The sequence below is a fragment of the Bradyrhizobium guangzhouense genome, from assembly GCF_004114955.1.
Classification (GTDB): Bacteria; Pseudomonadota; Alphaproteobacteria; order Rhizobiales; family Xanthobacteraceae; genus Bradyrhizobium; species Bradyrhizobium guangzhouense.
The window spans coordinates 756,837-780,016 of the sequence record NZ_CP030054.1; the positions used below are offsets into that span (position 1 = coordinate 756,837).

The 23,180-nt window shown below is 64.3% G+C and carries 23 protein-coding genes and 2 pseudogenes; 21 read left to right on the plus strand and 4 right to left on the minus strand.

The window, feature by feature from the left end; all coding sequences use genetic code 11:
• Positions 1–198: 198 nt before the first annotated feature.
• Together XH91_RS37550 and XH91_RS37555 are read right to left on the minus strand one after the other, a co-directional pair.
• Complete coding sequence (locus XH91_RS37550) at positions 199–864, minus strand: RraA family protein (protein ID WP_128930123.1); 666 nt, start codon at positions 862–864, stop codon at positions 199–201.
• Positions 865–890: 26 nt separating this feature from the next.
• The gene (locus XH91_RS37555) at positions 891–2,099 is read right to left on the minus strand and encodes an aspartate transaminase (protein WP_128955156.1); all 1,209 of its coding nucleotides are present in this window, start codon (positions 2,097–2,099) and stop codon (positions 891–893) included.
• A gap of 172 nt (positions 2,100–2,271) precedes the next feature.
• Between XH91_RS37555 and nac the strand changes: the two genes are divergently transcribed.
• The 12 genes from nac to XH91_RS37615 all read left to right on the plus strand — a co-directional run bounded on the left by nac (position 2,272) and on the right by XH91_RS37615 (position 11,963).
• Entirely contained in the window at positions 2,272–3,210 is a 939-nt protein-coding gene (gene nac / locus XH91_RS37560) for a nitrogen assimilation transcriptional regulator NAC (RefSeq protein ID WP_128930125.1), read from the plus strand.
• A gap of 113 nt (positions 3,211–3,323) precedes the next feature.
• Positions 3,324–3,764 (plus strand): acetyl-CoA carboxylase biotin carboxyl carrier protein, encoded by a 441-nt coding sequence (locus tag XH91_RS37565; protein WP_128930126.1) that lies wholly within the window; start codon positions 3,324–3,326, stop codon positions 3,762–3,764.
• A gap of 4 nt (positions 3,765–3,768) precedes the next feature.
• The gene (gene accC / locus XH91_RS37570; RefSeq protein WP_128930127.1) at positions 3,769–5,121 is read left to right on the plus strand and encodes an acetyl-CoA carboxylase biotin carboxylase subunit; all 1,353 of its coding nucleotides are present in this window, start codon (positions 3,769–3,771) and stop codon (positions 5,119–5,121) included.
• On the plus strand, positions 5,118–5,777 hold the full coding sequence (pxpB, locus tag XH91_RS37575; protein ID WP_128930128.1) for a 5-oxoprolinase subunit PxpB: 660 nt from the start codon (positions 5,118–5,120) through the stop codon (positions 5,775–5,777). The genes accC and pxpB overlap by 4 nt, the downstream gene beginning before the upstream one ends.
• Positions 5,774–6,760, plus strand: coding sequence for a 5-oxoprolinase subunit C family protein (locus XH91_RS37580; protein WP_128930129.1), 987 nt, complete (start codon positions 5,774–5,776; stop codon positions 6,758–6,760). Before pxpB ends, XH91_RS37580 begins: the two co-directional genes overlap by 4 nt.
• The gene (locus XH91_RS37585; protein WP_128930130.1) at positions 6,757–7,182 is read left to right on the plus strand and encodes an acetyl-CoA carboxylase biotin carboxyl carrier protein; all 426 of its coding nucleotides are present in this window, start codon (positions 6,757–6,759) and stop codon (positions 7,180–7,182) included. Before XH91_RS37580 ends, XH91_RS37585 begins: the two co-directional genes overlap by 4 nt.
• The gene (locus XH91_RS37590; protein WP_128930131.1) at positions 7,179–7,970 is read left to right on the plus strand and encodes a LamB/YcsF family protein; all 792 of its coding nucleotides are present in this window, start codon (positions 7,179–7,181) and stop codon (positions 7,968–7,970) included. The genes XH91_RS37585 and XH91_RS37590 overlap by 4 nt, the downstream gene beginning before the upstream one ends.
• A gap of 83 nt (positions 7,971–8,053) precedes the next feature.
• Complete coding sequence (locus XH91_RS37595) at positions 8,054–8,821, plus strand: SDR family oxidoreductase (protein WP_128930132.1); 768 nt, start codon at positions 8,054–8,056, stop codon at positions 8,819–8,821.
• A 13-nt stretch (positions 8,822–8,834) separates the two neighbouring features.
• Entirely contained in the window at positions 8,835–9,536 is a 702-nt protein-coding gene (locus XH91_RS37600) for an amino acid ABC transporter permease (RefSeq protein ID WP_128930133.1), read from the plus strand.
• Between the two features lies 1 nt (position 9,537).
• Positions 9,538–10,290: an amino acid ABC transporter permease gene (locus tag XH91_RS37605; RefSeq protein WP_128930134.1), complete on the plus strand. Its 753-nt coding sequence runs from the start codon at positions 9,538–9,540 to the stop codon at positions 10,288–10,290.
• A 38-nt stretch (positions 10,291–10,328) separates the two neighbouring features.
• Complete coding sequence (locus XH91_RS37610) at positions 10,329–11,063, plus strand: amino acid ABC transporter ATP-binding protein (protein WP_128930135.1); 735 nt, start codon at positions 10,329–10,331, stop codon at positions 11,061–11,063.
• 126 nt (positions 11,064–11,189) lie between these two features.
• Entirely contained in the window at positions 11,190–11,963 is a 774-nt protein-coding gene (locus XH91_RS37615) for an ABC transporter substrate-binding protein (RefSeq protein ID WP_232995647.1), read from the plus strand.
• A gap of 221 nt (positions 11,964–12,184) precedes the next feature.
• Here the strand turns inward: XH91_RS37615 and XH91_RS37620 are convergent, their stop codons facing one another.
• A complete protein-coding gene (locus XH91_RS37620) occupies positions 12,185–13,102 on the minus strand; it encodes a LysR family transcriptional regulator (RefSeq protein ID WP_232995648.1) in 918 nt (305 codons plus the stop codon).
• Positions 13,103–13,282: 180 nt separating this feature from the next.
• On the opposite strand from XH91_RS37620, the gene XH91_RS37625 reads away from it, so the two are divergent.
• The 8 genes and pseudogenes from XH91_RS37625 (at position 13,283) to rpe (ending at position 21,083) form a co-directional block, all read left to right on the plus strand.
• A complete protein-coding gene (locus XH91_RS37625; protein ID WP_128955157.1) occupies positions 13,283–14,320 on the plus strand; it encodes a class 1 fructose-bisphosphatase in 1,038 nt (345 codons plus the stop codon).
• Positions 14,321–14,332: 12 nt separating this feature from the next.
• Entirely contained in the window at positions 14,333–15,208 is an 876-nt protein-coding gene (locus XH91_RS37630) for a phosphoribulokinase (protein ID WP_100233973.1), read from the plus strand.
• A 16-nt stretch (positions 15,209–15,224) separates the two neighbouring features.
• Positions 15,225–17,255 (plus strand): transketolase, encoded by a 2,031-nt coding sequence (gene tkt, locus XH91_RS37635; protein ID WP_128955158.1) that lies wholly within the window; start codon positions 15,225–15,227, stop codon positions 17,253–17,255.
• Positions 17,252–17,851: pseudogene (locus XH91_RS39805) on the plus strand (type I glyceraldehyde-3-phosphate dehydrogenase); the annotation flags it as partial. The gene tkt and the pseudogene XH91_RS39805, both read left to right, overlap by 4 nt.
• Positions 17,852–17,860: 9 nt before the next feature.
• A pseudogene (locus XH91_RS39810) lies at positions 17,861–18,928 on the plus strand (ribulose-bisphosphate carboxylase large subunit); the annotation flags it as partial.
• Between the two features lie 12 nt (positions 18,929–18,940).
• Complete coding sequence (locus XH91_RS37645) at positions 18,941–19,348, plus strand: ribulose bisphosphate carboxylase small subunit (RefSeq protein ID WP_128929478.1); 408 nt, start codon at positions 18,941–18,943, stop codon at positions 19,346–19,348.
• Positions 19,349–19,452: 104 nt separating this feature from the next.
• Entirely contained in the window at positions 19,453–20,403 is a 951-nt protein-coding gene (gene cbbX / locus XH91_RS37650) for a CbbX protein (protein WP_128955160.1), read from the plus strand.
• Entirely contained in the window at positions 20,400–21,083 is a 684-nt protein-coding gene (rpe, locus tag XH91_RS37655) for a ribulose-phosphate 3-epimerase (protein WP_128929480.1), read from the plus strand. Before cbbX ends, rpe begins: the two co-directional genes overlap by 4 nt.
• A gap of 146 nt (positions 21,084–21,229) precedes the next feature.
• Here the strand turns inward: rpe and XH91_RS39200 are convergent, their stop codons facing one another.
• Positions 21,230–21,385, minus strand: a complete 156-nt coding sequence (locus tag XH91_RS39200; RefSeq protein ID WP_164933596.1) for a hypothetical protein — start codon at positions 21,383–21,385, stop codon at positions 21,230–21,232.
• A gap of 373 nt (positions 21,386–21,758) precedes the next feature.
• Here XH91_RS39200 and XH91_RS37660 point away from each other — a divergent pair, with 373 nt between their 5' ends.
• A complete protein-coding gene (locus XH91_RS37660) occupies positions 21,759–23,144 on the plus strand; it encodes an ABC transporter substrate-binding protein (protein WP_128929481.1) in 1,386 nt (461 codons plus the stop codon).
• The last annotated feature ends 36 nt before the right edge of the window (positions 23,145–23,180 follow it).

Consider the following 23,180-nt stretch of genomic DNA (forward strand, 5'->3'; position numbering starts at 1 on the left):
GCAGGAAGTACCTGCGAACTGGCTGGTTGGTAGCGGCCGGGGTTGCGATTTCGCTGTCCGGGCTGCGCCGCGAGCCATGATCTCAAGAGCGCATATCCGTGACTCCGCCCGGTGTCCTTATCTCAAGAGTTCACCTGGCTCTGCGGTTGTTCTGGCGTGAAGACGCCGCAGCAAGCTTTAACAGAGGCAGAAACGCGCTCAATTGGCGCAGCGCGCTTCCAGCGCGTCGACAAAGGAACGGTCCCAGCGGCCCTCGCGAATGGCCTGCATCGTCGCCTCCTCCTTCTGATGTTGAGCCATCGCCTTCTCGATCACGCTTGCGGCAAGACCGGGCGGGAAGGCGAGAAGTCCATCTTGGTCCCCGACGATCACGTCTCCCGGATTGACCACCATACCGCCGACCGTGATCGGCACGTTGATCTCCCCTGGACCGTCCTTGTAGGGGCCGCGGTGGTTCACGCCGCGGGCATAAACGGGAAAAGCTCGTGCGCCGATTTCGGCCGCGTCCCGAATGGCGCCATCGAGCACCATGCCGGCGAGACCCAGCGAAGCGGCGGCGAAGGTCATGATGCCACCGACCAGAGCGTTGGTAGTGTCTCCGCCGGCATCGACCACCATGACGTCTCCGGGCCGGCAGAAATCATAGGCGCGCAGAATGGCGAGGTTGTCCCCGCCACGCGTCTTCACGGTCACCGCCGTGCCGGCCATGGGGGCGGGCGAATGGTAGGCGCGAAGACCGATGCTGCCGCAGTTGCGGTGCAGTTGATCGCTCAGCAGCGCCACCGCGATGCTCCGCAGCTTGGCGACGGTGGACGGGTCGACCTGGGGAGCGGAGGGGTTTCTGACGATTCCGGGATTGGTCATGGAGGATGCTTTCGATCAATTTCAGGTTAGTGCAGCTCGGCAACTGCACGGGCGATGCGATCCGTGCCTTCGTCGAGCGCCGCTTGCGATGTCGCGATCGAGGCACGGAAGAATGGCGACAGACCGTAGGCGGTGCCCTGGACGACGGCCACGCCGGCCGCCTCCAACAAGTACATCACGACGTCACTGTCGCTCTCGAGGCGAGTCCCGGCCGGCGTTGTCCGGCCGATCAGGCCTGCACAATTGACGTAGAGATAAAACGCTCCGTCGGGCGGCCGGCAACTCAGCCCGGGGATCGCGTTGATACGCGCGAGCGTGCGATCGCGACGCGCCCGATAAGTCGCAACGGTCTCGCCAACGAAGCTCTGGTCGCCGGTGAGCGCCGCGACCGCCGCCGCCTGGCTGATCGAGCAGGCATTGCCCGAGGCCTGCGACAGCAGCGTATTCAGCGCGCCGACGAGGTCCGCGGGGCCGGCGATCCAGCCGATGCGCCAGCCGGTCATCGCATAGGTCTTGGATACGCCGTTGATGGCGAGGACGCGCTCACGCAGCTCGGGTGCTGCGTTGAGCAGATGCGGCGTACTCTCGCCGTCGAAACGGATGTGTTCGTAGATGTCGTCGGTCATGACCAGCACATGCGGATGGCGGGCGAGAACCTCGGCAATCCCGCGATATTCCGCTGCGGAATAGCTTGCGCCGGTCGGGTTCGATGGCGAGTTGATCAACAGCCAGCGCGTCTTCTCCGAGATCGCCGCCTCCAGCTGGGCCGGCGAGATCTTGAAGCTCTGGCTTTCCGGACAGGCCACGATCTTAGGTATTCCTTCGCAGGCGAGCACCATGTCCGGATAGGACACCCAATAGGGCGCTGGGATGATCACCTCGTCGCCGGCCTCGAGGGTCGCTTCGAGCGCGCTGTAAATGGCGCTCTTGGCGCCGTTGGTGACGACGATCTCCGCGGGATCGTAGACGAGGCCGTTTTCGCGCTTCAGCTTGGCGACGATCGCCTGGCGCAGCTCCAGCGTGCCGGCAAGCACCGTGTACCGCGTCTCTCCCTTCTCCATCGCCCAGACGGCGGCAGTGCGAATATGCGCGGGCGTGTCGAAATCCGGCTCGCCGACCACAAGGCTGACGATGCTCTTGCCCTCGCGCTTGAGCGCGCTCGCCCGATCCGCAGCCGCCGTGCTGGGCGAAGGCTTGATGCGTCTGACGCGCGCGGAAATACGAGAACGGTTCATGGCAATTGACCCCGGTCTGGAGAGGTGCGACGCTAAAGACAGCCGCCGGCGCTGACCAACACGAGTTCAATCTGGCCTGATAGGCATATCTTATGGTTGGATTCCTCCTCGGCGCCCCGTTGAATGCCGCGCAGCCGGGAAGGCCGCTGCGCCGATCGATCCGAGGGACAAGGTGAATCTGAGGCGTCTTCAGTATTTCGTGAAGATCGTCGACGTCGGCAGCCTGACGCAGGCCGCCGATGTGCTCCATGTCGCGCAGCCGGCGCTCAGCCAGCAGCTCGCGACCTTGGAGGGCGAGGTCCGCCAGCAGCTCCTGGTGCGCACCAAAAGCGGCGTCGTGCCCACGGAAGCGGGCAAGGTGCTGTATCGCCACGCGCAGCTCATCTTGCGTCAATGCGAGCAGGCGCGCGCCGATATGAGCGCGGCGGCCAAGAGCATCTCCGGTGCGGTCGCCGTCGGACTTGCGCCTGGAACGGCCGCGGCCGGACTCGCGCTGCCGCTGCTGCGGACCGTGCGCGCCCGCCACCCTGGCATCCTGCTCTACCTCAACGAGACCTACGGAACGACGCTCTCGGAGCTCGTCATGAACGGCCGGATGGATCTCGCCGTGCTCTACGGCGGCAAGACGGCCGTTCATGGCCTCTCGTTCGTGCCGCTGCTGCGCGAACAGCTCTACGTGGTCGGCCCCGCCAGCATGATGGCCCCGCCGGGCGAGATCAGCGTGCCAGCGCTGGCCGACATGGATCTCTATCTCGCCCGTCCCTACAACGTCGTGCGCAAGATGGTGAACGAAGCCTTTGCGGCGATCGGTCAGGCGCCGAAGGTCGTCGCGGAAATCGAATCGGCGAGCACATTGACGGCGGTGATCGCCGACGGGCTCGGCGCGACGATCCTGCCGGAATCGATGGCCCGACAGGTGGCGGGCTCCTGCGGCGGCTGGCAGTCCCGCATCGTCGATCCGATCATCGAGGCGCCGTTGGCATTGTGCCAGTCCGATCATTTGCCGCTATCGGAGCCGGCCCAGGCCATCAAGGAAATCCTGCTCGAGCTCGTTGCTGGGCTGCCTGGCAATCTCGTCGTCGCCGAGGAGCGGGCGCAGAAAGCGTCATAGCGCTCTCTTATATGGGCAAAGCCAAACCGTCTTGGTCGGGGAAGACCGCCAGCGGTAGCGTTCGTCGGTAGGTAGCGACGCCGCGGGCGCCGACCTCGACGAACGGCCGGAGCATGGATCTCGATCGTATCAAGTCACTGATTGACGCCATGGCGGCTTCCGATCTGGCCGAGATGGAGTTCAGCCAGGGCGGCATGTCATTGCGGCTGGTGCGCCGACCGCAGCCGACCGAATCGCGGCCGGCGGTGCCAGTGGTCGCCGCCACGGCGCGCCCCCCGAGCCGTCCCGAGCCTGCGCAACCGGCACCGGTCAACGCCGCGGCGGATGGCGTCGTCGCGCCGCTGTTTGGCGTTGCCTATCTGCAGCCCGATCCTGACGCGCCGCCCTTCGTCACGGTGGCCCAGGCGATCACCGCCGGCACGACATTGTGCGTCATCGAAGCCATGAAGATGTTTCACGAGGTCCGTGCCGATCGGGACGGCGCCGTGATCGCAATTCTCGTCTCCACCGGGCAGGAGGTCGAGGCCGGGCAAGAACTGATGCGGATCAGGTAGGCACATGTTCGGCTCGGTCCTCATAGCCAACCGGGGCGAGATCGCGCTGCGCATCCAGCGTGGTTGCCGGCGGCTCGGGCTGCGCACCATCGTCGTCCATTCGGAGGCCGATCGCGATGCGCCCTACGTGCATCATGCCGACGAGGCCATCTGCATCGGGCCGGCCGCGGCAGCGCAGAGCTATCTCAACCAGACGGCGTTGCTGTTCGCCGCCGAGGTCAGCGGAGCGGAGGCGATCCATCCGGGCTACGGGTTCCTGTCCGAGAACCCTGGCTTCGCCGAGCAGGTCGAAGCTGCCGGCCTGACCTTCATCGGCCCGACGGCCGCGGTGATGCGCGTCATGGGCGACAAGGTCGCGGCCAAGCGGGCGATGCGCGCCGCCGGCGTTCCCTGCGTACCCGGTCCGGATGCGGCGCTCGGCGACGACCTCGATCTCGCGCGCGCAACCGCGCGGCAGATCGGCTACCCCGTGATCCTGAAAGCGGCGGGCGGCGGCGGTGGACGCGGCATGCGCATGGTGGAGAGCGAGGCTGGCCTCATCGATGCGATCGCCGTGACGCGGGAAGAGGCGCGGCGCGGCTTCGCCAACAGCGCGATCTACATCGAGAAATTCCTGCGCCGGCCGCGACATGTCGAGATCCAGGTGATTGCCGATACCCATGGCAATGCCGTCTGGCTCGGCAGCCGCGATTGCTCGCTGCAGCGACGGCACCAGAAGGTGCTGGAGGAGGCGCCGGCACCGGGACTGGACCAGGACGTGCTGGCGCAGATCGGCGAGCGCTGCGCGGAGGCCTGCCGGCAGCTCGAATACCGCGGCGTCGGCACGTTCGAGTTCCTCGTCGAGGATGACGCGTTCTACTTCATCGAGATGAATACGCGCCTGCAGGTCGAACACCCCGTCACCGAGATGACCGCTGGGATCGATATCGTCGAGGCGCAGATTCGTGTGGCTCAGGGCGAGGCGCTGCCGTTCGCGCAAGCCGACATCGTCTGCCGCGGTCATGCCTTCGAATGCCGGATCAACGCCGAAGATCCCGACACGTTCGTGCCGTCCCCCGGTGTGATCACCGCCTGGGAGCTCCCCGGCGGCCCCGGCGTGCGCATCGATAGCCATGCCAGCAGCGGATATCGCGTGCCGCCATATTACGACTCGCTGATCGGCAAGCTCGTCGTGCACGGCGCGAATCGCGCCGAGGCCCTGGACCGGCTGCGCATCGCCCTCGACGAAATGCGCGTGGAAGGAATCGCGACCAACCTGCCGCTGCACCGGCGGCTCGTCAGGGATGCCGCGTTCATCAGGGGCGGCGTCAGCATTCACCATCTCGAGCAGCAGTTGTGCGGGAGCGGCAAGGCATGACGACGGACCTGCCACAACTCAGCCTGCTGGGAACGACCGCGCTGCTGTTCGAAGCTCCGGGCGAGACCTCGCTGACGACGCAGTGCCGCATCTGGGCCCTGGCGCTGGAGGCGGGCCGTCTGCCCGGCGTTCGGGAGGCCGTGCCGGGCATGAACAACCTCATGATCGCTTTCGCCGAGCCGCCGCGGCACCGGGGACAAATCGAGCACAGACTGATCGAGCTGTGGCACGCCCTCGAGCCGCTTCCTGTCGCCGGGCGCTGCCTTGATCTGCCGGTGGTCTATGGCGGCGACGGCGGCCCGCACATGGCCGATGTCGTGGCCCACACCGGATTGAGCGTCGACGATATCGTCGCGATCCACAGCGCACCGACTTACACCGTCTACGCCCTCGGCAGCCATCCCGGGTACTGCTATCTCGGTGGCATGGACCAGCGCATCGCGACGCCGCGGCGCAAGGTGCCGGTGCTGCGCATCCCACGCGGCGCCGTCTCCATCGGCGGCAGTCAGACCGGCGTCTCTGCCTCCGATGGGCCGAGCGGCTGGAATACGATCGGCAGCACCGAGGTCGCATTCTTCGATGTCGAGCGCACGCCGCCAGCGCTGCTGCAGCCCGGTGACTGCATCCGCTTCAAAACCATCCGGGTGCTGCGATGATCGAGGTGCTGTCGGCCGGCGCGCTCGCCACGGTGCAAGATCTCGGCCGCACCGGCGCGCTCAACCTCGGCGTCGGGACATCGGGTGCGATGGACCCGTTGGCGCTCGCCGCTGGAAACATCCTGCTGCGCAACGAGGAGAATGCGGCAGCCCTCGAGATACCGCTGTTCCCGTTCCGCGTCCGCTTCACCCATTCGACGGTGTTCGCCGTGACCGGCGCGGATTGCGCGCCGCGGCTCGACGAGGCGCCAGTGCTACCATGGTGGGCGCACCGCGCCGATGCCGGCCAGGTCCTCTCGCTCGCCGTTCCCTCAACTGCGACCTGGCGCGCCAGCCGCGTCTACCTGTGCATCGCGGGCGGGATCGATGTTCCCTCGGTGCTCGGCTCACGCAGTACCCAGCTGCGCGGCGCCTTCGGCGGGTTAGAGGGCCGTCCGCTGCGCGACGGCGATCGGTTGCCAATTGCCGAGCCCCCCGGTCGCGCCAAGACAGGCTTCGGCATCACGCCGCCCGGCCTCGCCTTGCCATTGGAGGTGGACGGGTTGACCGCCGTGCGGGTGCTGCCGGCTGCCGAATACGATAGCTTCACGCCGTCTTCCCACGAGGCGCTATGGTCCGAGCCTTGGAAGATTACGTCACAGAGCGACCGCTACGGCTATCGTCTCGCCGGCCCCGAACTCAGGCCGCAGCGACCCATGGAGCTGCGCTCCCACGGCATTGTCCCAGGCGTGATCCAGGTCCCCCACGGCGGCCAGCCGATCATCCAGATGCGCGATGCGCAGCCATCGGGCGGCTATCCCAAGATCGGCACCGTCATCGACGCCGACCTCTGGCGCCTCGGCCAGGCTCCCATCGGCAGCCGGATTCGTTTCGTGCTGTGCAGCTGGGACGAGGCGCTGGACGCGTCGGCGGCGACCCGGCGCTGGCTGAGCAACGCCCGCCGATTGGTCGAGCTCTACTGCAACCAGGGAGCGGTGCGATGACCAACCCGCTCGACCATGTCGACCAGCTCTGCGCCTTCCTCGCGGCGACCGACATCGGCCTGCTCGAGCTGAAAGGCCCAGCCGGGGTGCTGCGCCTGCGGCATGACGGCGCCCGAGTCGAAGTCGAAATGATCGAGGCTGCGACGGCGGCGCTGTCTTCTTCCCCCACGCAGATCATTCGGGCACCGGTGCCGGGTCTCTACCTCGACCGCCATCCATTGCGCTCGCAACCATCGGTCGCCGTCGGCGACGAAGTTGCGGCCGGCACGCCGCTCGCCTTTCTCCAGATCGGACCGCTCTTGCTTCCGGTCCCGGCCCCGGAGGACGGCATGGTGGTCGAGACGTTCGCCGAGCATGGCGCGACGGTGGGATACGGCGCGCCGCTGATCGGATTGCAGCCGCACGGGAGTGACGCCGAATGAAGATCGATCTCAATGCGGATCTGGGCGAGGGCTACGGTCCCTGGTCCATGGGCGACGACGACGCTCTGCTCGGCCTCGTCTCGTCGGCCAACATCGCCTGCGGCTTTCACGCGGGCGACCCGCTGATCATGCAGCGCACCGTGGAATCGGCAAAGGCGCGGGGTGTCGATGTCGGCGCCCATGTCGGCTTCCCGGATCGCCAGGGCTTCGGCCGCCGGGCGATGCACATCGATCCTACCGAGCTCGCGGCGATGGTCACCTATCAGCTCGGCGCGCTTGCAGGGATCGTCCGCGCAGCCGGTTACCGCATGACCCACATGAGTTTCCACGGCGCCTTGGGCAACATGGTGGCCGCCAACGCCAAACTCGCCGAACCGCTGGTCCGCGCTGTCGCCGCCTTCGATCGAGAGCTCCTCATCGTATCGTCGACCAGCCGCGCCATCGAGGGGGCGGCGGCGGCCTGCGGCCTGCGCGTCGCCACCACTTTCCTCGCGGATCGCGCCTACGACGATGACGGACTGCTCGTGCCACGGGGCACGGCCGGCGCGGTCATTCACGACCCGGCGCTCGTGCTCGAACGGGTGCAGCGCCTGCTCTGCGACGGCGTCGTCATCACCGCGACCGGCCGGGCGCTGCCGATGCAGGCCACATCGATCCTGCTGCATGGCGACACCCCGGGCGCGGTCGAGTTCGCCCGGACGATCCGTGCGGCGATCGAGACCGCCGGTGGCGAGATCGCGCCGGTGTCGCACCTGATCGCCGGCGGCCCCGGGCGTGGCCCATCATAAGCGCCCCTTATCCCGCCAAAGTGATTCCATCTTGGCGGCGGAACTGCTCCGTCGGTAGCCTCTGGAGAACAGCGAGGACTCAGATGCCATTTTCCGACTACAGGACGGCTCTCGTCACCGGCGCCTCGTCAGGCATCGGCCTCGCCGTCGTCGAGCGCCTGGCGCGCGAGGGACTGCAGGTGCACGCGTTGGCGCGTAGCGCCGATCCACTGAAGGCGCTGGCAGATCGCACCGGCTGCATTCCCCATGCCGTCGACGTTCGCGATCTGCCTGCGCTTACCAAGCTCGCCGGCAGCGTCGAATTCGACGTTCTCGTCAACTGCGCCGGCGTCGACCGGCCCAAGAAATTCCTGCAGGCGGATGCCGAGGATATCGAGCTACTGCTCGGCGTGAATCTGGGGGCCGTCCTGCATCTGTGCCGCCTCGTCGTGCCCGGCATGGTGGCGCGCGACCGCGGTCACGTCGTGAACATCACTTCAATCGCCGGCGCCTATAATTTCGGCGGCAACTCGACCTACCACGCCACCAAGGCGGCGGTCAGCATGCTGTCCCGTCAGCTCCGGATCGATGCCTTCGGCAAGCGTGTTCGCATCACCGAGATCTGCCCGGGGCGGGTCGAGACCGATATCTTCGCTCACGTCCACGGCGACTCCGCCGCGACCCGCGCTGCCTTCATCGACGGATTCGAGCTGCCCAAACCGGAGGACATCGCCGACACGATCGCTTTCGCCATTGCCGCGCCAGTGGCGGTAAACATCGGCCATATCGAGATCACACCGACCCTGCAGGTGCCGGGCGGACTGTCGACGGTCCGTCCCGAGCACCCCGCCAGCCCTCCAGCCGTCACCTAGAGCGGAGGGTGCGATGAAGGGCTTCGACCTCATGGCGATCCTGCTGAACCCCGAGTTCAGCCGCATGCTCGTCCACGGGGTGAAGATGACCTTCATCATCTTCGCAGGCTCCTGGCTGCTCGCCATGAGCCTCGGTATCACCCTCCTTGCAATTCGAATGCTGCCGGGCCGGATCGCCGACGCCCTGGTCGAGGCCTACGTTGCCTATCACCGCAACGTGCCGACACTGGTGCAGCTGATGCTCTGGTATTTCGGTGTCTCCAGCCTGCTGCCCGAGCGGCTCCAGGTCTGGCTGTCCGATCAGAACGGCGAGGCAATCTTCGCGGTGATCGCGCTCGGACTGTGTCAGGCCGCATATTTCAGCGAAGACCATCGGTCGGGCTTGCGCGCCGTGCCCAAGGGCCAGTGGGAGGCCGCTCGCGCGCTGGGTCACAGCTATCTCGGCGCGATGACTTACATCCTGCTGCCGCAGGCGGTCCGAAATGCGATGCCGGCGCTGGTGAACCACACGGTGTCGCTGTTCAAGAACAGCAGTCTTGCCATGGCGATCGGCGTCACCGAGCTCACGCATGCGGTGAAGGAGGTCGAAAACCAGAGCTTCCGCGCTTTCGAGACCTACCTGATCGCGACCGTCTTCTACCTCGTGTGCTCGCTGCTCCTGATGTGGCTTGGCTATTATTTCGAGCGGCGCAGCCGCATGGCGGGAGCGCTCTGACATGACGCTCCTGTTCAACATGATAGGCATCGTCAGCGACAACTGGCTGCTGCTGCTGGTCGGCCAGTTTCCGAACGGCCCGCTCGGCGGGATCGCCGCGACCCTGATCCTGTCGATTCTTGGAATTGCGCTGGCATTCCCGCTCAGCGTGGCGATGGCGCTCGCGCGTCTATCGCCTTGGCCCGTGCTGCGCTGGCCGGCGACGGCGCTGGTCTATGTCGTGCGCGGCGTTCCGCTGCTGCTGATCATCCTCTGGGTCTATTTCCTGCTGCCGCTCCTGATCGGCGAGAGCGTTCCCGGCTTCGTGACCATGCTCGCCACCTTGGTCATCTACGAGGGGGCCTTTCTCAGTGAGATCGTGCGAGCCGGAATCACGGCATTGCCGCGAGGGCAGATGGACGCGGCGCGGGCGCTCGGCCACAGCCACCTCGGCGCGATGCGCTACGTGATCCTGCCGCAGGCGCTGTTCAACATGATCCCGAGCATCATCAGCCAGTTCGTCTCCACCATCAAAGAGACGACGTTGGGCTACATCATCAACGTGCCAGAGCTGACCTTCGCGGCGGGACAGATCAACAACCGGCTTCTGACCAAGCCGTTCGAAGTCTACTTCATACTCGCCATCATCTATTTCGTCGTCTGCTGGACTCTCACTAAGCTGGCCAGCACGCTCGAACGTCGGATTGCCGTTCGGCGCGCCAGGTCGATGGATGGTGCTGCAGCGCCGGCTTTGGCAGCCGCATCGAGGACATGATCATGTCAAACCAGGCCTCGAACAGTACGGCAACTCCGATGATTGAATTCATTGGCATCAACAAGTTCTACGGTTCGCTGCCCGCCCTCGTCGACATCAACGCGGAGGTGAAAAAGGGCGAGGTGGTCGTGGTATGTGGCCCCTCGGGCTCTGGCAAGTCGACGCTCATCCGCACCGTCAACCGGCTTGAGGAGATCCAATCCGGAGTGCTGCGCTTCGACGGACAGAATGTTCATGCGAAGATTAGCAGCTTGGCAATGAACCACCTGCGCAGCCGTATCGGCTTCGTTTTCCAGAGTTTCAATCTGTTTCCACACCTCAGCGTGCTGGACAATGTGATGCTGTCGCCTGTGAAGGTGAACGGCATCAAACGGAGCAAGGCAAGGGAGATCGCGCTTCAGTTGCTCGACCGGGTAGGCCTTTCCAGCAAGGCGCAGAACTATCCGGCGCAGCTGTCCGGCGGCCAGCAGCAGCGTGTCGCGATCGCGCGAGCGCTGGCCATGGAGCCGCCGGCGATGCTGTTCGATGAGCCGACCAGCGCGCTCGACCCGGAGATGGTCGGCGAAGTTCTGGCGGTGATGCGGGGACTTGCTCGCGATGGCATGACCATGATGTGCGTCACCCATGAGATGAATTTCGCACGCGATGTCGCTGATCGTGTCTGGTTCATGGATGCCGGGCGCCTGCTGGAATCGGCGTCGCCGAGCGCGTTCTTCGGCTCGCCGCAGCATCCGCGTGCGCAGCGCTTTTTGTCGGATCTGCGGGCACGATGACAACGCCTGCCATCATTGCAAAACAGGGAGTTCGAAATGTCGATCGGGATCGGGACTAAGACTGGAAAATGCGTGCTCCGCGCCGCCATCGTTGCCACGGGCCTGAGTTGCTTTGCCAGCGTGGCCATGGCTGATCAGCTGGCCGATATCATGCAGCGCAAAGAGCTGCGCTGCGGCACCTTCGCCGACGTACCCCCGTTTGCCGCGCCCGATCCGAAAACGCGGGAGATGGTTGGCTTTGATGTCGACCTCTGCAGAGCCATTGCCAAGCGCTGGGGCGTCGAGGCGAAGATCAGCCCGCTCTCGGTCGAGGCGCGGGTGCCCGAGGTCAAGCTCGGCCGCGTCGACATCACAGTCGCCAATCTCGCCTATACGCTGGGCCGCGCCGAGCAGATCCAGTTCTCCGACCCCTATTATCTCGCCAAGGAGATGTTGGCGGTGAAGGCTTCGGATCCAGGAACCAAGAAGGCCGACTTCAAAGGTAAACGTCTGGCTTCGACCAAGGGCTCGACCTCCGAGCTCGCGATCAAGCTGAATGAGTCGGATCCCCTCACTTTCGTCGACACCGGCTCGGCTTTCATGGCCGTCCAGCAGAACAAGGCGGTCGGAATGGTGGCCAATACCATGACCATCACCAAGCTCGTCAACGAATCGAAGTCCGCTGGCCAACCGCTGAAGATGATCGATGAGCCCATGGTCTTGCAACCGATCGGCATCGGCATGAAGAAGGACGAGCCGGCGCTGCTCGCCAAGATCAACGAGACACTGCTCGCACTCGACCAGGCAGGTGAGATCAACCAGCTCTGGGACAAGTGGCTCGGCCCGAACACCGAGTTCAAGATGACCCGCACCGACAAAGTCGTGCCGCTCGGCCAACTTAAGTTCACGCCGTTGCCGTAACCGGTGCACCGGGGCACACCTCCAAGAACCGGCCCGGACAGACTTGGTGGTTGAAACGGCGTCGGCTCCTGGACGCGGTGGGTCAATGCCTGGTCGACGTGCAATAAAACATTGGAAGAAGTCGAGAAAAAAGCGCGATGGGTTGAATCGTCATGGCGCTTTAGCTCTTTGTTTGAGCATGAGTTTTGGGAAAACCGCTTCACACTTTTCCGGATCTTGCTTTAGCGCCCGCCGAGTTCAGGTAGGTACGGCAAATAATTCGACCCTTCAGAGCCAAGAAAATCGAACATAGCCTGCGCCGGCGGCAGCAGGACCTTGTCACTGCGGCGGATCACGTACCATTGCCGCACGATTGGTAGGCCCGCGACGTCGAGCACGACGAGGCGGCCCTCGCCGAGCTCGTGCGCGACGGTGTGCGCCGAGATGAAGGCGATGCCGAGCCCGGCGATAACAGCCTGCTTGATGGTCTCGTTGCTGCTCATCTCCATGCCGATGATTGGCTCGAGATCCGATTTCTGGAACATGCCCTCCATTAGTGTTCGCGTGCCCGAGCCCGGCTCGCGAGTGAGAAAGGTCTCGTGCACAAGGTCGGTCAGACTGAGTCCTCGGTCCTTTTCCAGCCAATGTCCCCTGCGGGCGACGATGATGTGCGGATTGCGGCCGAGCTGGCGCACGTCGACGTGGACGTCGGCGGGTGGCCGGCCCATCACCGCGAAGTCGAGATCATAACCGTGCATGGCTGCGCGGATCTCATCGCGATTGCCAATCGTCAGCTTGATCTCGATCTTGGGGTAGCGCTTGGAGAACGCCGCGATCGCATGCGGCACGAAATATTTAGCGGTCGAGACCGCACCGAGATGCACCGCGCCGCCGCTCCGTCCGGCGAGCAGGTCGAGCGCGCCCTGGCAGTCCGCGATCGCGGCCTCGACCCGCTCGGCCAGCGCCAACACTTCCTTGCCCGCCGCGGTCAGCTGCATGCCGTCGCCGGTCCGCTGCACCAAGGGCAGGCCGGCGAGGTCCTGAAGTTGCCGCAGCTGCTGGGTCACGGCCGGCTGGGTCAGCCCAAGATGGCCGGAGGCCGCCGTCACGCTGCCCTTGGCCGACAGCGCCGCGAGCGAGCGCAGCTGCCTGATCGTCAGATGCCGGAGCTGTGCAGCCGCCTGTCCGGGTCAATTATAAGAAAATTCTTTGGTGCTCATTACGAATAGAAATTTTCCTTATTAATCTGTCCCTGTCAATCTCCTGGTGCTGGGACTGACCGCGACCGACCTTCAGAGGGGAGGGCATGGCTGCGGCGCCGGCCAAGGGGATGGACGCAGATGACTGGGCAACTCAGGCTGGACGATCACCTTCAACGGTATTCCGAGACCGCGCCGCATGCGCTGGCCGTGGCGGCCGCAGTCGATGCCATCGCGGCGGCGGCCATCGAAATCGCCGACCTCATCGCGTCAGGTGATCTCGCTGACGCCTCTGGCCTGACCACGGAGCGCAACAGCGACGGCGACATCCAGCGCGACCTCGATGTCCAGGCCGATGCGATCCTGCGCCGCTGCCTCAGCAAGCTGCCGATCGCGGCGCTGGCGTCGGAGGAGATGCGCGAACCCCAGATCGGCGACCGCGAGGGCCGCGTCTGCATCGCGATCGATCCGCTCGACGGATCCTCCAACATCGACATCAACATGACGGTGGGGACGATCTTCTCGATCCTGCCGGCACCCGACGACCTCTCGCTCGCCTTTCACCAGCGCGGATCAGTGCAGCTTGCGGCGGGCTTCGTCACCTACGGGCCGCAGACCTCGCTGGTGTTGACGCTCGGCGAAGGCGTCGACATCTTCACGCTCGATCACAAGGCCGGCTGCTTCCGTCTCGCCCGCAGCGGCGTGCAGATCTCCGAGGCCTGCGAGGAGTTCGCGATCAACGCCTCGAACCGTCGGCACTGGGATCCGCCGGTGCGCGCCTTCATCGACGAATGCCTCGCAGGCGTCGAAGGCCCCGCCAACCATGATTTCAACATGCGGTGGGTCGGCTCGCTGGTTGCCGAGGCCTACCGAATCCTCACCCGCGGCGGCGTCTTCCTCTACCCTTCGGACGCGCGCCCCGGCTACGGCGAGGGCCGCCTGCGCCTGACTTACGAGGCGCATCCGATGGCCATGATCATCGAGCAGGCCGGCGGCTCCGCCTCCACGGGACGCGAGCGCATCCTCGACCTCTCCGCGCAGAGCCTGCATCAGCGCGTGCCCCTGATCATGGGCTCGAGCAACGAGGTGCGGCGCGTCGAGGAGCTTCATTGCGATCCAGTGCTGGTCGCCAGCGTCTCTGCGCCGCTGTTCGCGCGGCGCGGATTCTTCCGGCTCTGAGCGAGGTGTCCCATGTCCAGGAAGCATCCGATCATCTCCATCACCGGCTCCTCCGGCGCCGGCACCACCTCGGTCAAGAAGACTTTCGAGCAGATTTTTTTCCGCGAGAAGGTCAATGCCGCCTACATCGAAGGCGACGCCTTCCACCGCTACGACCGCGCCGAGATGCGCGCGCAGATGGCGAAAGAGGCCGAGCGCGGCAACAAGCATTTCAGCCATTTCAGTCCCGAGACCAACCTGTTCGAGGAGCTGGAGCGCGCGTTCCGCGACTACGGCGAGACCGGTACGGCGGTGACGCGGCACTATGTCCACGACGCCGAGGAATCCGCGCTGCATGGCACGGCGCCCGGTACTTTCACCGACTGGAAGCAGCTGCCGGAGAACTCCGACCTGTTGTTCTACGAGGGCCTGCACGGCGCCGTCGTCACCGACAAGGTCAATGTCGCGCGCTATGCCGATCTCAAGATCGGCGTCGTGCCCGTCATCAACCTCGAATGGATTCAGAAGCTGCACCGCGACCGCAGCGCGCGCGGTTATTCGACCGAGGCGGTCACCGACACCATCCTGCGGCGGATGCCCGACTATATCCACTACATCTGCCCGCAATTCACCGAGACCGACATCAACTTCCAGCGTGTGCCGACGGTCGACACGTCCAATCCGTTCATCGCGCGCTGGATCCCGACGCCGGACGAATCGATGGTCGTGATCCGCTTCAAGAATCCACGCGGCATCGACTTCCCCTATCTGCTCTCGATGCTGCCGCAGAGCTGGATGTCGCGCGCCAATTCGATCGTCTGTCCCGGCGCGAAGCTCGATCTCGCCATGCAGCTGATTCTGACGCCGCTGATCATGCAGTTGATCGAGCGCAAGCGCAGCCTGAAGTGAACGAGGAGAGACACCGATGAATATCTCCGTCCACGCCGAAGCCGACATCACGGCAGTCGCGCATAACGATCTCGCCAACGCCGTCCGCTTCCTCGCGGTCGATGCCATCGAGACCGCGCAGTCGGGCCATCCAGGTCTGCCCATGGGTATGGCCGATGTCGCGACCGTGCTGTTCTCGCGCTTCCTGAAATTCGACTCGGCGCATCCCAATTGGCCGGACCGCGACCGCTTCGTTCTGTCGGCGGGCCACGGCTCGATGCTGCTCTATGCGCTGCTGCACCTGACCGGCGGCGACCTCAGTCTCGATGACATCAAGGCGTTCCGGCAGTGGGGCTCGAAGACGCCGGGCCATCCCGAATACGGCCACACGCCGGGAGTCGAGACCACGACGGGTCCGCTGGGGCAGGGGATTGCGACCGCGGTCGGCATGGCGCTTGCCGAGCGCATGGCCAATGCGCGGCATGGCGACGGCCTCGTCGATCACTTCACCTACGTGATCGCGGGCGACGGTTGCCTGATGGAAGGTCTCAGCCAGGAGGCGATCTCGCTCGCGGGTCATCTCGGGCTCGGCCGTTTGATCGTGCTGTTCGACGACAACGGCATCTCCATCGACGGTCCGACGTCGCTCGCGACATCGGATGATCATCTCGCGCGCTTCGCGGCCTCCGGCTGGTCGGTGCGCCGTGTCGACGGACACGATCCAGAAGCCGTGGCCCAGGCGATCGCGGAGGAGCGGGAGACCGCCAAGCCGTCGCTGATCGCGTGCCGCACCATCATTGGTTATGGGGCGCCTGATCGGCAGGGCACCGAGAAGGCGCATGGTGCGCCACTCGGCACCGAGCAGACCGCGGCGGCGCGCCGCGCGCTCGGTTGGGATTATCAGCCTTTCGTGGTGCCGATCCCGGTGCTCAAGGCGTGGCGGATGATCGGACAGCGCGGGCAGGTCGAGCGACTCGCCTGGCTCGATCGTTATGAGCGCGCAACGCCCGAGCAGCGCGATTTGTTCGTGGAAGGTAGGGCGGTTGCCCTGCCTGCTGCCTATGTGCTCGCCGCGGCGAAGTTGCGCGAGCGCTTCGCATCCGAACGGCCGAAGCTGGCGACGCGGCAGGCTTCGCAGCAGGTGCTTGACGGCATCGCCAGCACCATTCCCGGACTGGTCGGCGGCTCGGCGGATCTGACGCATTCGAACCTGACGCAGGCGAAGGCGCAGACCCCCGTTAAAGCCGGTGCGTTCGCCGGTGGCTACATCCACTACGGTATCCGCGAGCACGGGATGGCTGCAGCAATGAACGGCCTCGCGCTGCATGGCGGCTTCATTCCCTATGGCGGCACGTTCCTCGCCTTCTCCGACTACAGCCGTCCCGCGATCCGGCTCGCAGCGTTGATGCGGCTGCGGGTTATCCACGTGATGACGCACGACTCCATCGGGCTCGGTGAGGACGGCCCGACGCATCAGCCGGTCGAACACCTTGCCGCGCTGCGGGTGATCCCGAACTTGCTGGTGTTCCGTCCCGCCGACGCGGTCGAGACGCTGGAGGCTTGGGACTGCGCACTCGGCTCCGAGCATCGCCCGTCCGTGCTGTGCCTGTCGCGTCAGGCGCTGCCAACTTTCCGCAGCGATGCCCGCGGCAAGAACCGCGTCGCACGCGGCGCCTATCTCGTCGTCTCGCCCGACGGCGGCCGTGACGTGACGCTGATCGCGACCGGCTCGGAAGTCTCGATTGCGCTGGAAGCAGCCCGCCTGCTCGCGACCGAGCACATCCGCGCGGCCGTGGTGTCCGCGCCCTGCTTCGCCTTGTTCGAGGAGCAGCCGGACGATTACCGCGCCACCGTGCTCGGCACGGCGCCGCGCGTCGGCGTCGAGGCAGCGGTTGTCGGCGACTGGCATCGCTGGATCGGTGCCGACGGTGAGTTCGTCGGCATGCGCAGCTTCGGTGCCTCGGCGCCGGCGCCCGTGCTGTACCGCGAATTCGGCATCACACCGCAGAGCATCGCAGAAGCGGCCAGGCGCTCGGTCGCACGTCGGAACCAGGGAAGAACAGCATGAGCTTGCGTGTCGCCATCAACGGATTTGGCCGGATCGGTCGCAACGTGCTGCGTGCGATCGCCGAGTCCCGCCGCAACGACATCGAGGTGGTCGCGATCAACGACCTCGGTCCGGTCGAGACCAATGCGCATCTGCTGCGCTTCGACTCGGTCCACGGCCGCTTTCCCGGCGAAGTCAAGGTCGACGGCGATACGATCGACGTCGGCGGCGGCCCGATCAAGGTGACCGCGATCAAGGACCCGGCGCAGCTGCCGCATCGTGCGCTCGGTGTCGATATCGCCCTGGAATGCACCGGTCTGTTCACCTCGCGTGAGAAAGCCGCCGCACATATCCAGGCCGGTGCCAAGCGCGTGCTGGTCTCGGCGCCGGCAAGCGAGGTCGATCTCACCGTCGTGTTCGGCGTCAATCATCTCGCCCTGACCGGCGATCACATCGTGGTCTCCAACGCCTCGTGCTCGACCAACTGCCTCGCGCCGCTCGCTCAGGTGCTGGACGACGCCGTCGGGATCGAGAAGGGGTTCATGACCACGATCCACTCCTACACCGGCGACCAGCCGACGCTCGATACGTTCCACAAGGACCTCTATCGCGCCCGCGCCGCGGCGCTGAAGGCGCTGCGGCTCGAGGACATGCGGCTGCCGGTCGCCTATGTGAAGACGTTCCAGGGGCCGGCCACCGGCATCGTGGTCGAGCGCGAGCGGCTCGACAAGTTCGGCCGGCCGCTGCTCGGCGCCACCATCAAGCCGAAGCTCGGCCTCTCGGGCCGCAATTACGGCCGCGTGGTCTATGAGGCGCTGAAGGGCGGGCTCGACTTCACCAAGGACGACGAGAACATCAACTCGCAGCCCTTCATGCACTGGCGCGACCGCTTCCTCTACTGCATGGAAGGCGTCAACCGCGCGCAGGCGGCGTCGGGCGAGGTGAAGGGCACCTATCTCAACATCACGGCCGCGACCATGGAGGACATGTACGAGCGTGCGGAGTTCGCCAAGGAGCTCGGCTCGGTCGTGGTCATGATCGACCTCGTGATCGGCTACACCGCGATCCAGTCGATGGCGAAATGGGCGCGCCGCAACGACATGATCCTGCATCTGCACCGCGCCGGTCACTCGACCTATACGCGCCAGAAGAGCCATGGCGTGTCGTTCCGCGTCATCGCCAAATGGATGCGGCTCGCCGGAGTCGATCACATCCACGCCGGCACGGTCGTCGGCAAGCTCGAGGGCGATCCCAACACCACGCGCGGCTATTACGACATCTGCCGCGACGACTTCAACCCGATGAAGCTCGAGCACGGCGTGTTCTTCGACCAGAGCTGGGCGAGCCTGAATAAGCTAATGCCAGTGGCTTCCGGCGGCATCCATGCCGGCCAGATGCACCAGCTGCTCGACCTGCTCGGCGAGGACGTCGTGCTGCAGTTCGGCGGCGGGACCATCGGCCACCCCATGGGTATCCAGGCCGGGGCGACCGCCAACCGGGTGGCGCTGGAAGCGATGATCCTCGCTCGCAACGAGGGACGTGACTACGTTCACGAAGGCCCAGAGATCCTGGCCAAGGCCGCAGCGACCTGCACGCCGCTGAAGGCCGCGCTGGAGACCTGGAAAGACGTCACTTTCAACTATCAATCCACCGACACGCCGGACTTCGTGCCGACGGCGCTCGCCGCTGTCTAAAGGAGAGCAAAGATGAAACTGACCCAAGGCTGTTTCTCCTTCCTGCCCGATCTCAGCGACGAGCAGATTACCAAGCAGGTGCAATATTGCCTGAGCAAGGGTTGGGCGGTGAACATCGAGTTCACCGACGACCCGCATCCCCGCAACACCTATTGGGAGATGTGGGGTCTGCCGATGTTCGATCTCGCGGACGCTGCCGGCGTGATGATGGAGCTCGCCGAATGCCGCAGGGTGTATGGCGACCGCTACATCCGCGTCTCGGGATTCGATTCCAGCCATGGCTGGGAGTCGGTGCGCATCTCGTTCCTCGTCAACCGGCCCGCGAAGGAGGCTGAGTTCGAGCTGGTGCGCCAGGAGATGGCCGTACGCTCGGTACGTTACACCACCGTACACCGGCAACCTCAGCCGGCTTCCTCTTAGTCGCTTTCCGCTCGGAGCGACTCTTTCTCCCCGCTCCGACTCCCTGGCGGACAACTGCTTCGCCGTCATTTGCGGCGGCGAAGCCTCTTTATTCGAGGTCCAAGATGCTGGATGTGCCGCACACGACGACCATTGAGGTCAATGAGGTGCCTACTGCGTTTGACCTGCGCAAGGAGGCCGAGGCGGCGGGGATCACGGAGACCTTGCACCAGCTCGAACAAGAGTTGATCGGCTTGAAGCCCGTCAAGCAGCGGGTGCGGCAGATCGCTTCGCTCCTGTTGATTGAGCGGATCCGGCAGCGGGCCGGGCTCGTCTCCTCGGCCCCGACGCTGCACATGTCCTTCACCGGCAATCCCGGCACCGGTAAGACTACCGTCGCCCTGCGCATGGCGAAGATCTTGCACGGCCTCGGCTTCGTGCGGCGCGGACAGGTGATCTCGGTGACGCGCGACGACCTTGTCGGTCAGTATATCGGTCACACTGCGCCGAAGACCAAGGAGATCCTGAAGAAGGCGATGGGCGGCGTACTGTTCATCGACGAGGCCTATTACCTGCACCGGCCCGACAACGAGCGCGACTATGGTCAGGAAGCCATCGAGATCTTGCTGCAAGTCATGGAAAACCAGCGCGAGGATCTCGTCGTCATTCTCGCGGGTTATGGCGAACGGATGACCAGTTTCTTTGCCTCCAATCCAGGCTTCCGATCACGCATCGCCCACCACATCGAGTTTCCCGACTATTCGGAGGCGGAGCTGCTCTACATTGCCGAGCTTATGCTGAGGGAGCGCGGCTACCGCTTCTCGGCCGCGGCACGCGAGTCGTTCGAAAGATACATTGTGCTGCGCCGGACTCAGCCGTTCTTCTCCAATGCGCGCTCGGTCCGCAACGCTGTCGATCGCATCCGGTTGCGCCAGGCCGATCGGCTGGTCTCCGATCTCGACCGGATGCTCGAGATCGCTGATCTCGAAACCATCGATCCCTCCGACGTATTGGCGAGCCGCGTGTTCAGCGGCGGAGCTGGCAGCGAGCAGGCGACCGGGAGCAAATGTCCATGACCAGGGATATCGTCATTGCTCCCTCGATCCTGGCGGCGAATTTCGCGCGTCTCGGCGAGGAGGTCGCGGCGATCGACGCAGCCGGCGCTGACTGGATCCATTGCGATGTCATGGACGGGCACTTCGTGCCGAACATCAGTTTCGGTGCGGACGTGATAAAGGCGGTGAGGCCGTTCACCACGAAGACGTTTGACGTTCACCTCATGATAGCGCCCGTCGACGCTTATCTTGAAGGCTTTGCCAAAGCCGGTGCCGACATCATCACGATTCATGCGGAAGCCGGTCCACATCTCGATAGTTCGCTGCAGGCTATTCGCGCGCTCGGCAAGAAAGCGGGCGTAAGCCTGTGTCCGTCGACGCCGGAGGGTACAATCGAATATGTGCTCGATAGGTTGGATCTGGTGCTTGTCATGACCGTCAATCCGGGCTTCGGTGGCCAGGCGTTTTTGGAGTGCCAGATCCCCAAGATCAGGCGCATTCGCGCCATGATCGGCGATCGCCCGATCCGCCTTCAGGTCGATGGTGGTATCACGTGCCACAATGCTGCCGCCGTCGTGGAGGCTGGGGCCGACACGTTGGTGGCGGGTTCAGCCCTGTTTGGCGGCAATATCGCTGCCGAGTACGCCACCAATATCGCGGGCCTACGAATGGCAACTAGGGTTGGCCGGTCCCCGAGTTAGACTTCGGCATGGGTCAACAAACACGCAGGACGCGGCGGCTAGGCGCTATGCCGGAGGGACGATGGGGCCGTCGCGGTGAATTCCTCTGCCGTGCGCTTTAGTGGGAACTGCTCGGCTCGACCTCATCGTGATGAACCGCTGAACCATCACAAAGGCGTCAAGTCGAGCGCAAAAGCCATTGCGACGAGTAGAGAGAGCAGAAGGCCTGCTCCACAAAATATACCAAGAATCTTGAGAGTATCGCCGTCCTCAGCTGGTTTTCTGACCGTGCTGGAAACGACTCTTGCGATTTGCGCGATCATCCTGCAACTCCAATTGGCAATGCCAGACTGAAAGCAATTTATACTGAGAACAGCGTCATCGGGCCAGCATTGCAAGCATGAGAGGCTACTCTGCCTAGACCAAATGTCTGGCGGAGGCTTTTTTCAGATCGTTTTCGTATGCCTGCAAAAGTGCTGTTGAAGCGTCCACTGGCGCTTCGCATTGCGTAGCCTCGTCGCGGCCAGCCGATCTTATTTTAGAAACCCCGATTTCTGGCTCTTACCCAACCTTACCCAAACTCTGTGTCAAAAGCCGCTTAGCCCGTTAGAATGGCGCATAGCCTTCGCCTACCACGGCCTCTGCTAGAGGAGAGGGCGCGTGGTTTGCGGGCCAAAGAGCCCATCGGAGGGAATCATGCCAAGGACGCTAGCCGTTGTTTGCGGTCATTCGGCTCAACTTATCAAAAAAGCTCTCATTAACTCCACCGTGTGCGCCGGGGCGGCACTGGCTGCCACCCAGGCCTACGCAGAAGACATCAACTGGCGGCAATTCGAAGGCACGTCCATCGTCTGGGCCTACGATATTCACCCCTATGCTGACGCTGTTGCGGCTCAACTGCCCGAGTTCGAGAAACTCACCGGCATCAAGGTGACGCCGGAGCTTTATCCGGATGATGCCTATTGGAATAAGCTAACGATCCAGCTCAGCACGAAATCGCCAAGCTGGGATGTCGTCGGCACGGGCATCCAGCCCGCCTGGGACCTTGCCCCGGGCCAACTGCTCGAACCGCTCGATCGCTATCTAAACGATTCAAAGCTCACCTCTGCAGCCTACGACTACAAGGACTTCTTCCCAGCCTTGCGCGAAGCGCTGACATGGAAGGTCAAGGAGGGCCAGATCGAGGCCGGCAGCGGGCAGGTCTGGGCGATCCCCCATGGCTTCGAGAACATCCAGTTGTTCTACCGCAAGGATGTGCTGGACAAGCACGGTATCAAAGTCCCGAGCACCCCGCCGGAGATGTCGGCCGCTTGTGAGAAACTCAAAGCTGCCGATCCCACCATCACGCCTCTCGGCGTTCGCGGCGTAAGGTTCTGGAGCAGCATCCACACGGCTGCGATCTCGATTGCGAGGTCCTATGGCGTGCACGATTTCGTCGTCAAAGACGGCAAACTCGACACGGGCCTGGATTCGCCAGAGTCGATCGCCTTCCACAAAGACTATGTCGACATGATCAAGAAATGCGCTGCTCCCTCCTTTGCCAATGACAATTGGTACCAGGTGGTCGAAGGGATCAATTCAGGGCGGACCGCCATGGCGATCGATTCCAACATGTTCGGTTTCTGGAACGACGTCGCCGGCAAGCCCGCCTCCGGCAAGATCGCCTTTGCACCACCGTTGCGCGCACCGAACGGCAAGAACTTCGAATCCAACATCTGGATCTGGTCTCTGGCCATGAACGCCGCCTCCCAGAAGAAGGGCGCGGCCTGGCTCTTCATCCAATGGGCGACCTCCAAGCAGGTCGAGCTGAACGGTGCCGTTGCGGGCAAGCTCGTCAACTCTCCGCGCGCATCGACCTGGAGCGACAAGGCCTGGCTCGAATACGCCGCAAAGCCTGAATTCAACAACTTCGTCGAGACGTTCAAGACTGTGCAGGACCAGGCGCAACTCGCCTTTACGGCCCGCGTCGGCTTCGCCGAGGCAATGAATGCCTGGGCGGTGGCGATGCAGAAGATGGTCAATGGAGCGGATGTGAAGGCAACGCTGACCGACCTTGCCTCCGAGATCCGTTCGTCGATGTGAAGTCCCAAAGGGGGTGGTAGGCTTGCATGCCGCCCC

Excerpts from the sequence above, each read along its gene's own strand:
- XH91_RS37550 (WP_128930123.1), bottom strand. The coding sequence starts at position 864 with ATGACCAATCCCGGAATCGTCAGAAACCCCTCCGCTCCCCAGGTCGAC.
- XH91_RS37555 (WP_128955156.1), bottom strand. The coding sequence starts at position 2,099 with ATGAACCGTTCTCGTATTTCCGCGCGCGTCAGACGCATCAAGCCTTCG.
- XH91_RS37565 (WP_128930126.1), top strand. The coding sequence starts at position 3,324 with ATGGATCTCGATCGTATCAAGTCACTGATTGACGCCATGGCGGCTTCC.
- accC (WP_128930127.1), top strand. The coding sequence starts at position 3,769 with ATGTTCGGCTCGGTCCTCATAGCCAACCGGGGCGAGATCGCGCTGCGC.
- pxpB (WP_128930128.1), top strand. The coding sequence starts at position 5,118 with ATGACGACGGACCTGCCACAACTCAGCCTGCTGGGAACGACCGCGCTG.
- XH91_RS37580 (WP_128930129.1), top strand. The coding sequence starts at position 5,774 with ATGATCGAGGTGCTGTCGGCCGGCGCGCTCGCCACGGTGCAAGATCTC.
- XH91_RS37585 (WP_128930130.1), top strand. The coding sequence starts at position 6,757 with ATGACCAACCCGCTCGACCATGTCGACCAGCTCTGCGCCTTCCTCGCG.
- XH91_RS37590 (WP_128930131.1), top strand. The coding sequence starts at position 7,179 with ATGAAGATCGATCTCAATGCGGATCTGGGCGAGGGCTACGGTCCCTGG.
- XH91_RS37595 (WP_128930132.1), top strand. The coding sequence starts at position 8,054 with ATGCCATTTTCCGACTACAGGACGGCTCTCGTCACCGGCGCCTCGTCA.
- XH91_RS37600 (WP_128930133.1), top strand. The coding sequence starts at position 8,835 with ATGAAGGGCTTCGACCTCATGGCGATCCTGCTGAACCCCGAGTTCAGC.
- XH91_RS37605 (WP_128930134.1), top strand. The coding sequence starts at position 9,538 with ATGACGCTCCTGTTCAACATGATAGGCATCGTCAGCGACAACTGGCTG.
- XH91_RS37610 (WP_128930135.1), top strand. The coding sequence starts at position 10,329 with ATGATTGAATTCATTGGCATCAACAAGTTCTACGGTTCGCTGCCCGCC.
- XH91_RS37615 (WP_232995647.1), top strand. The coding sequence starts at position 11,190 with ATGGCTGATCAGCTGGCCGATATCATGCAGCGCAAAGAGCTGCGCTGC.
- XH91_RS37625 (WP_128955157.1), top strand. The coding sequence starts at position 13,283 with ATGACTGGGCAACTCAGGCTGGACGATCACCTTCAACGGTATTCCGAG.
- XH91_RS37630 (WP_100233973.1), top strand. The coding sequence starts at position 14,333 with ATGTCCAGGAAGCATCCGATCATCTCCATCACCGGCTCCTCCGGCGCC.
- tkt (WP_128955158.1), top strand. The coding sequence starts at position 15,225 with ATGAATATCTCCGTCCACGCCGAAGCCGACATCACGGCAGTCGCGCAT.
- XH91_RS37645 (WP_128929478.1), top strand. The coding sequence starts at position 18,941 with ATGAAACTGACCCAAGGCTGTTTCTCCTTCCTGCCCGATCTCAGCGAC.
- cbbX (WP_128955160.1), top strand. The coding sequence starts at position 19,453 with ATGCTGGATGTGCCGCACACGACGACCATTGAGGTCAATGAGGTGCCT.
- rpe (WP_128929480.1), top strand. The coding sequence starts at position 20,400 with ATGACCAGGGATATCGTCATTGCTCCCTCGATCCTGGCGGCGAATTTC.
- XH91_RS39200 (WP_164933596.1), bottom strand. The coding sequence starts at position 21,385 with ATGATCGCGCAAATCGCAAGAGTCGTTTCCAGCACGGTCAGAAAACCA.
- XH91_RS37660 (WP_128929481.1), top strand. The coding sequence starts at position 21,759 with ATGCCAAGGACGCTAGCCGTTGTTTGCGGTCATTCGGCTCAACTTATC.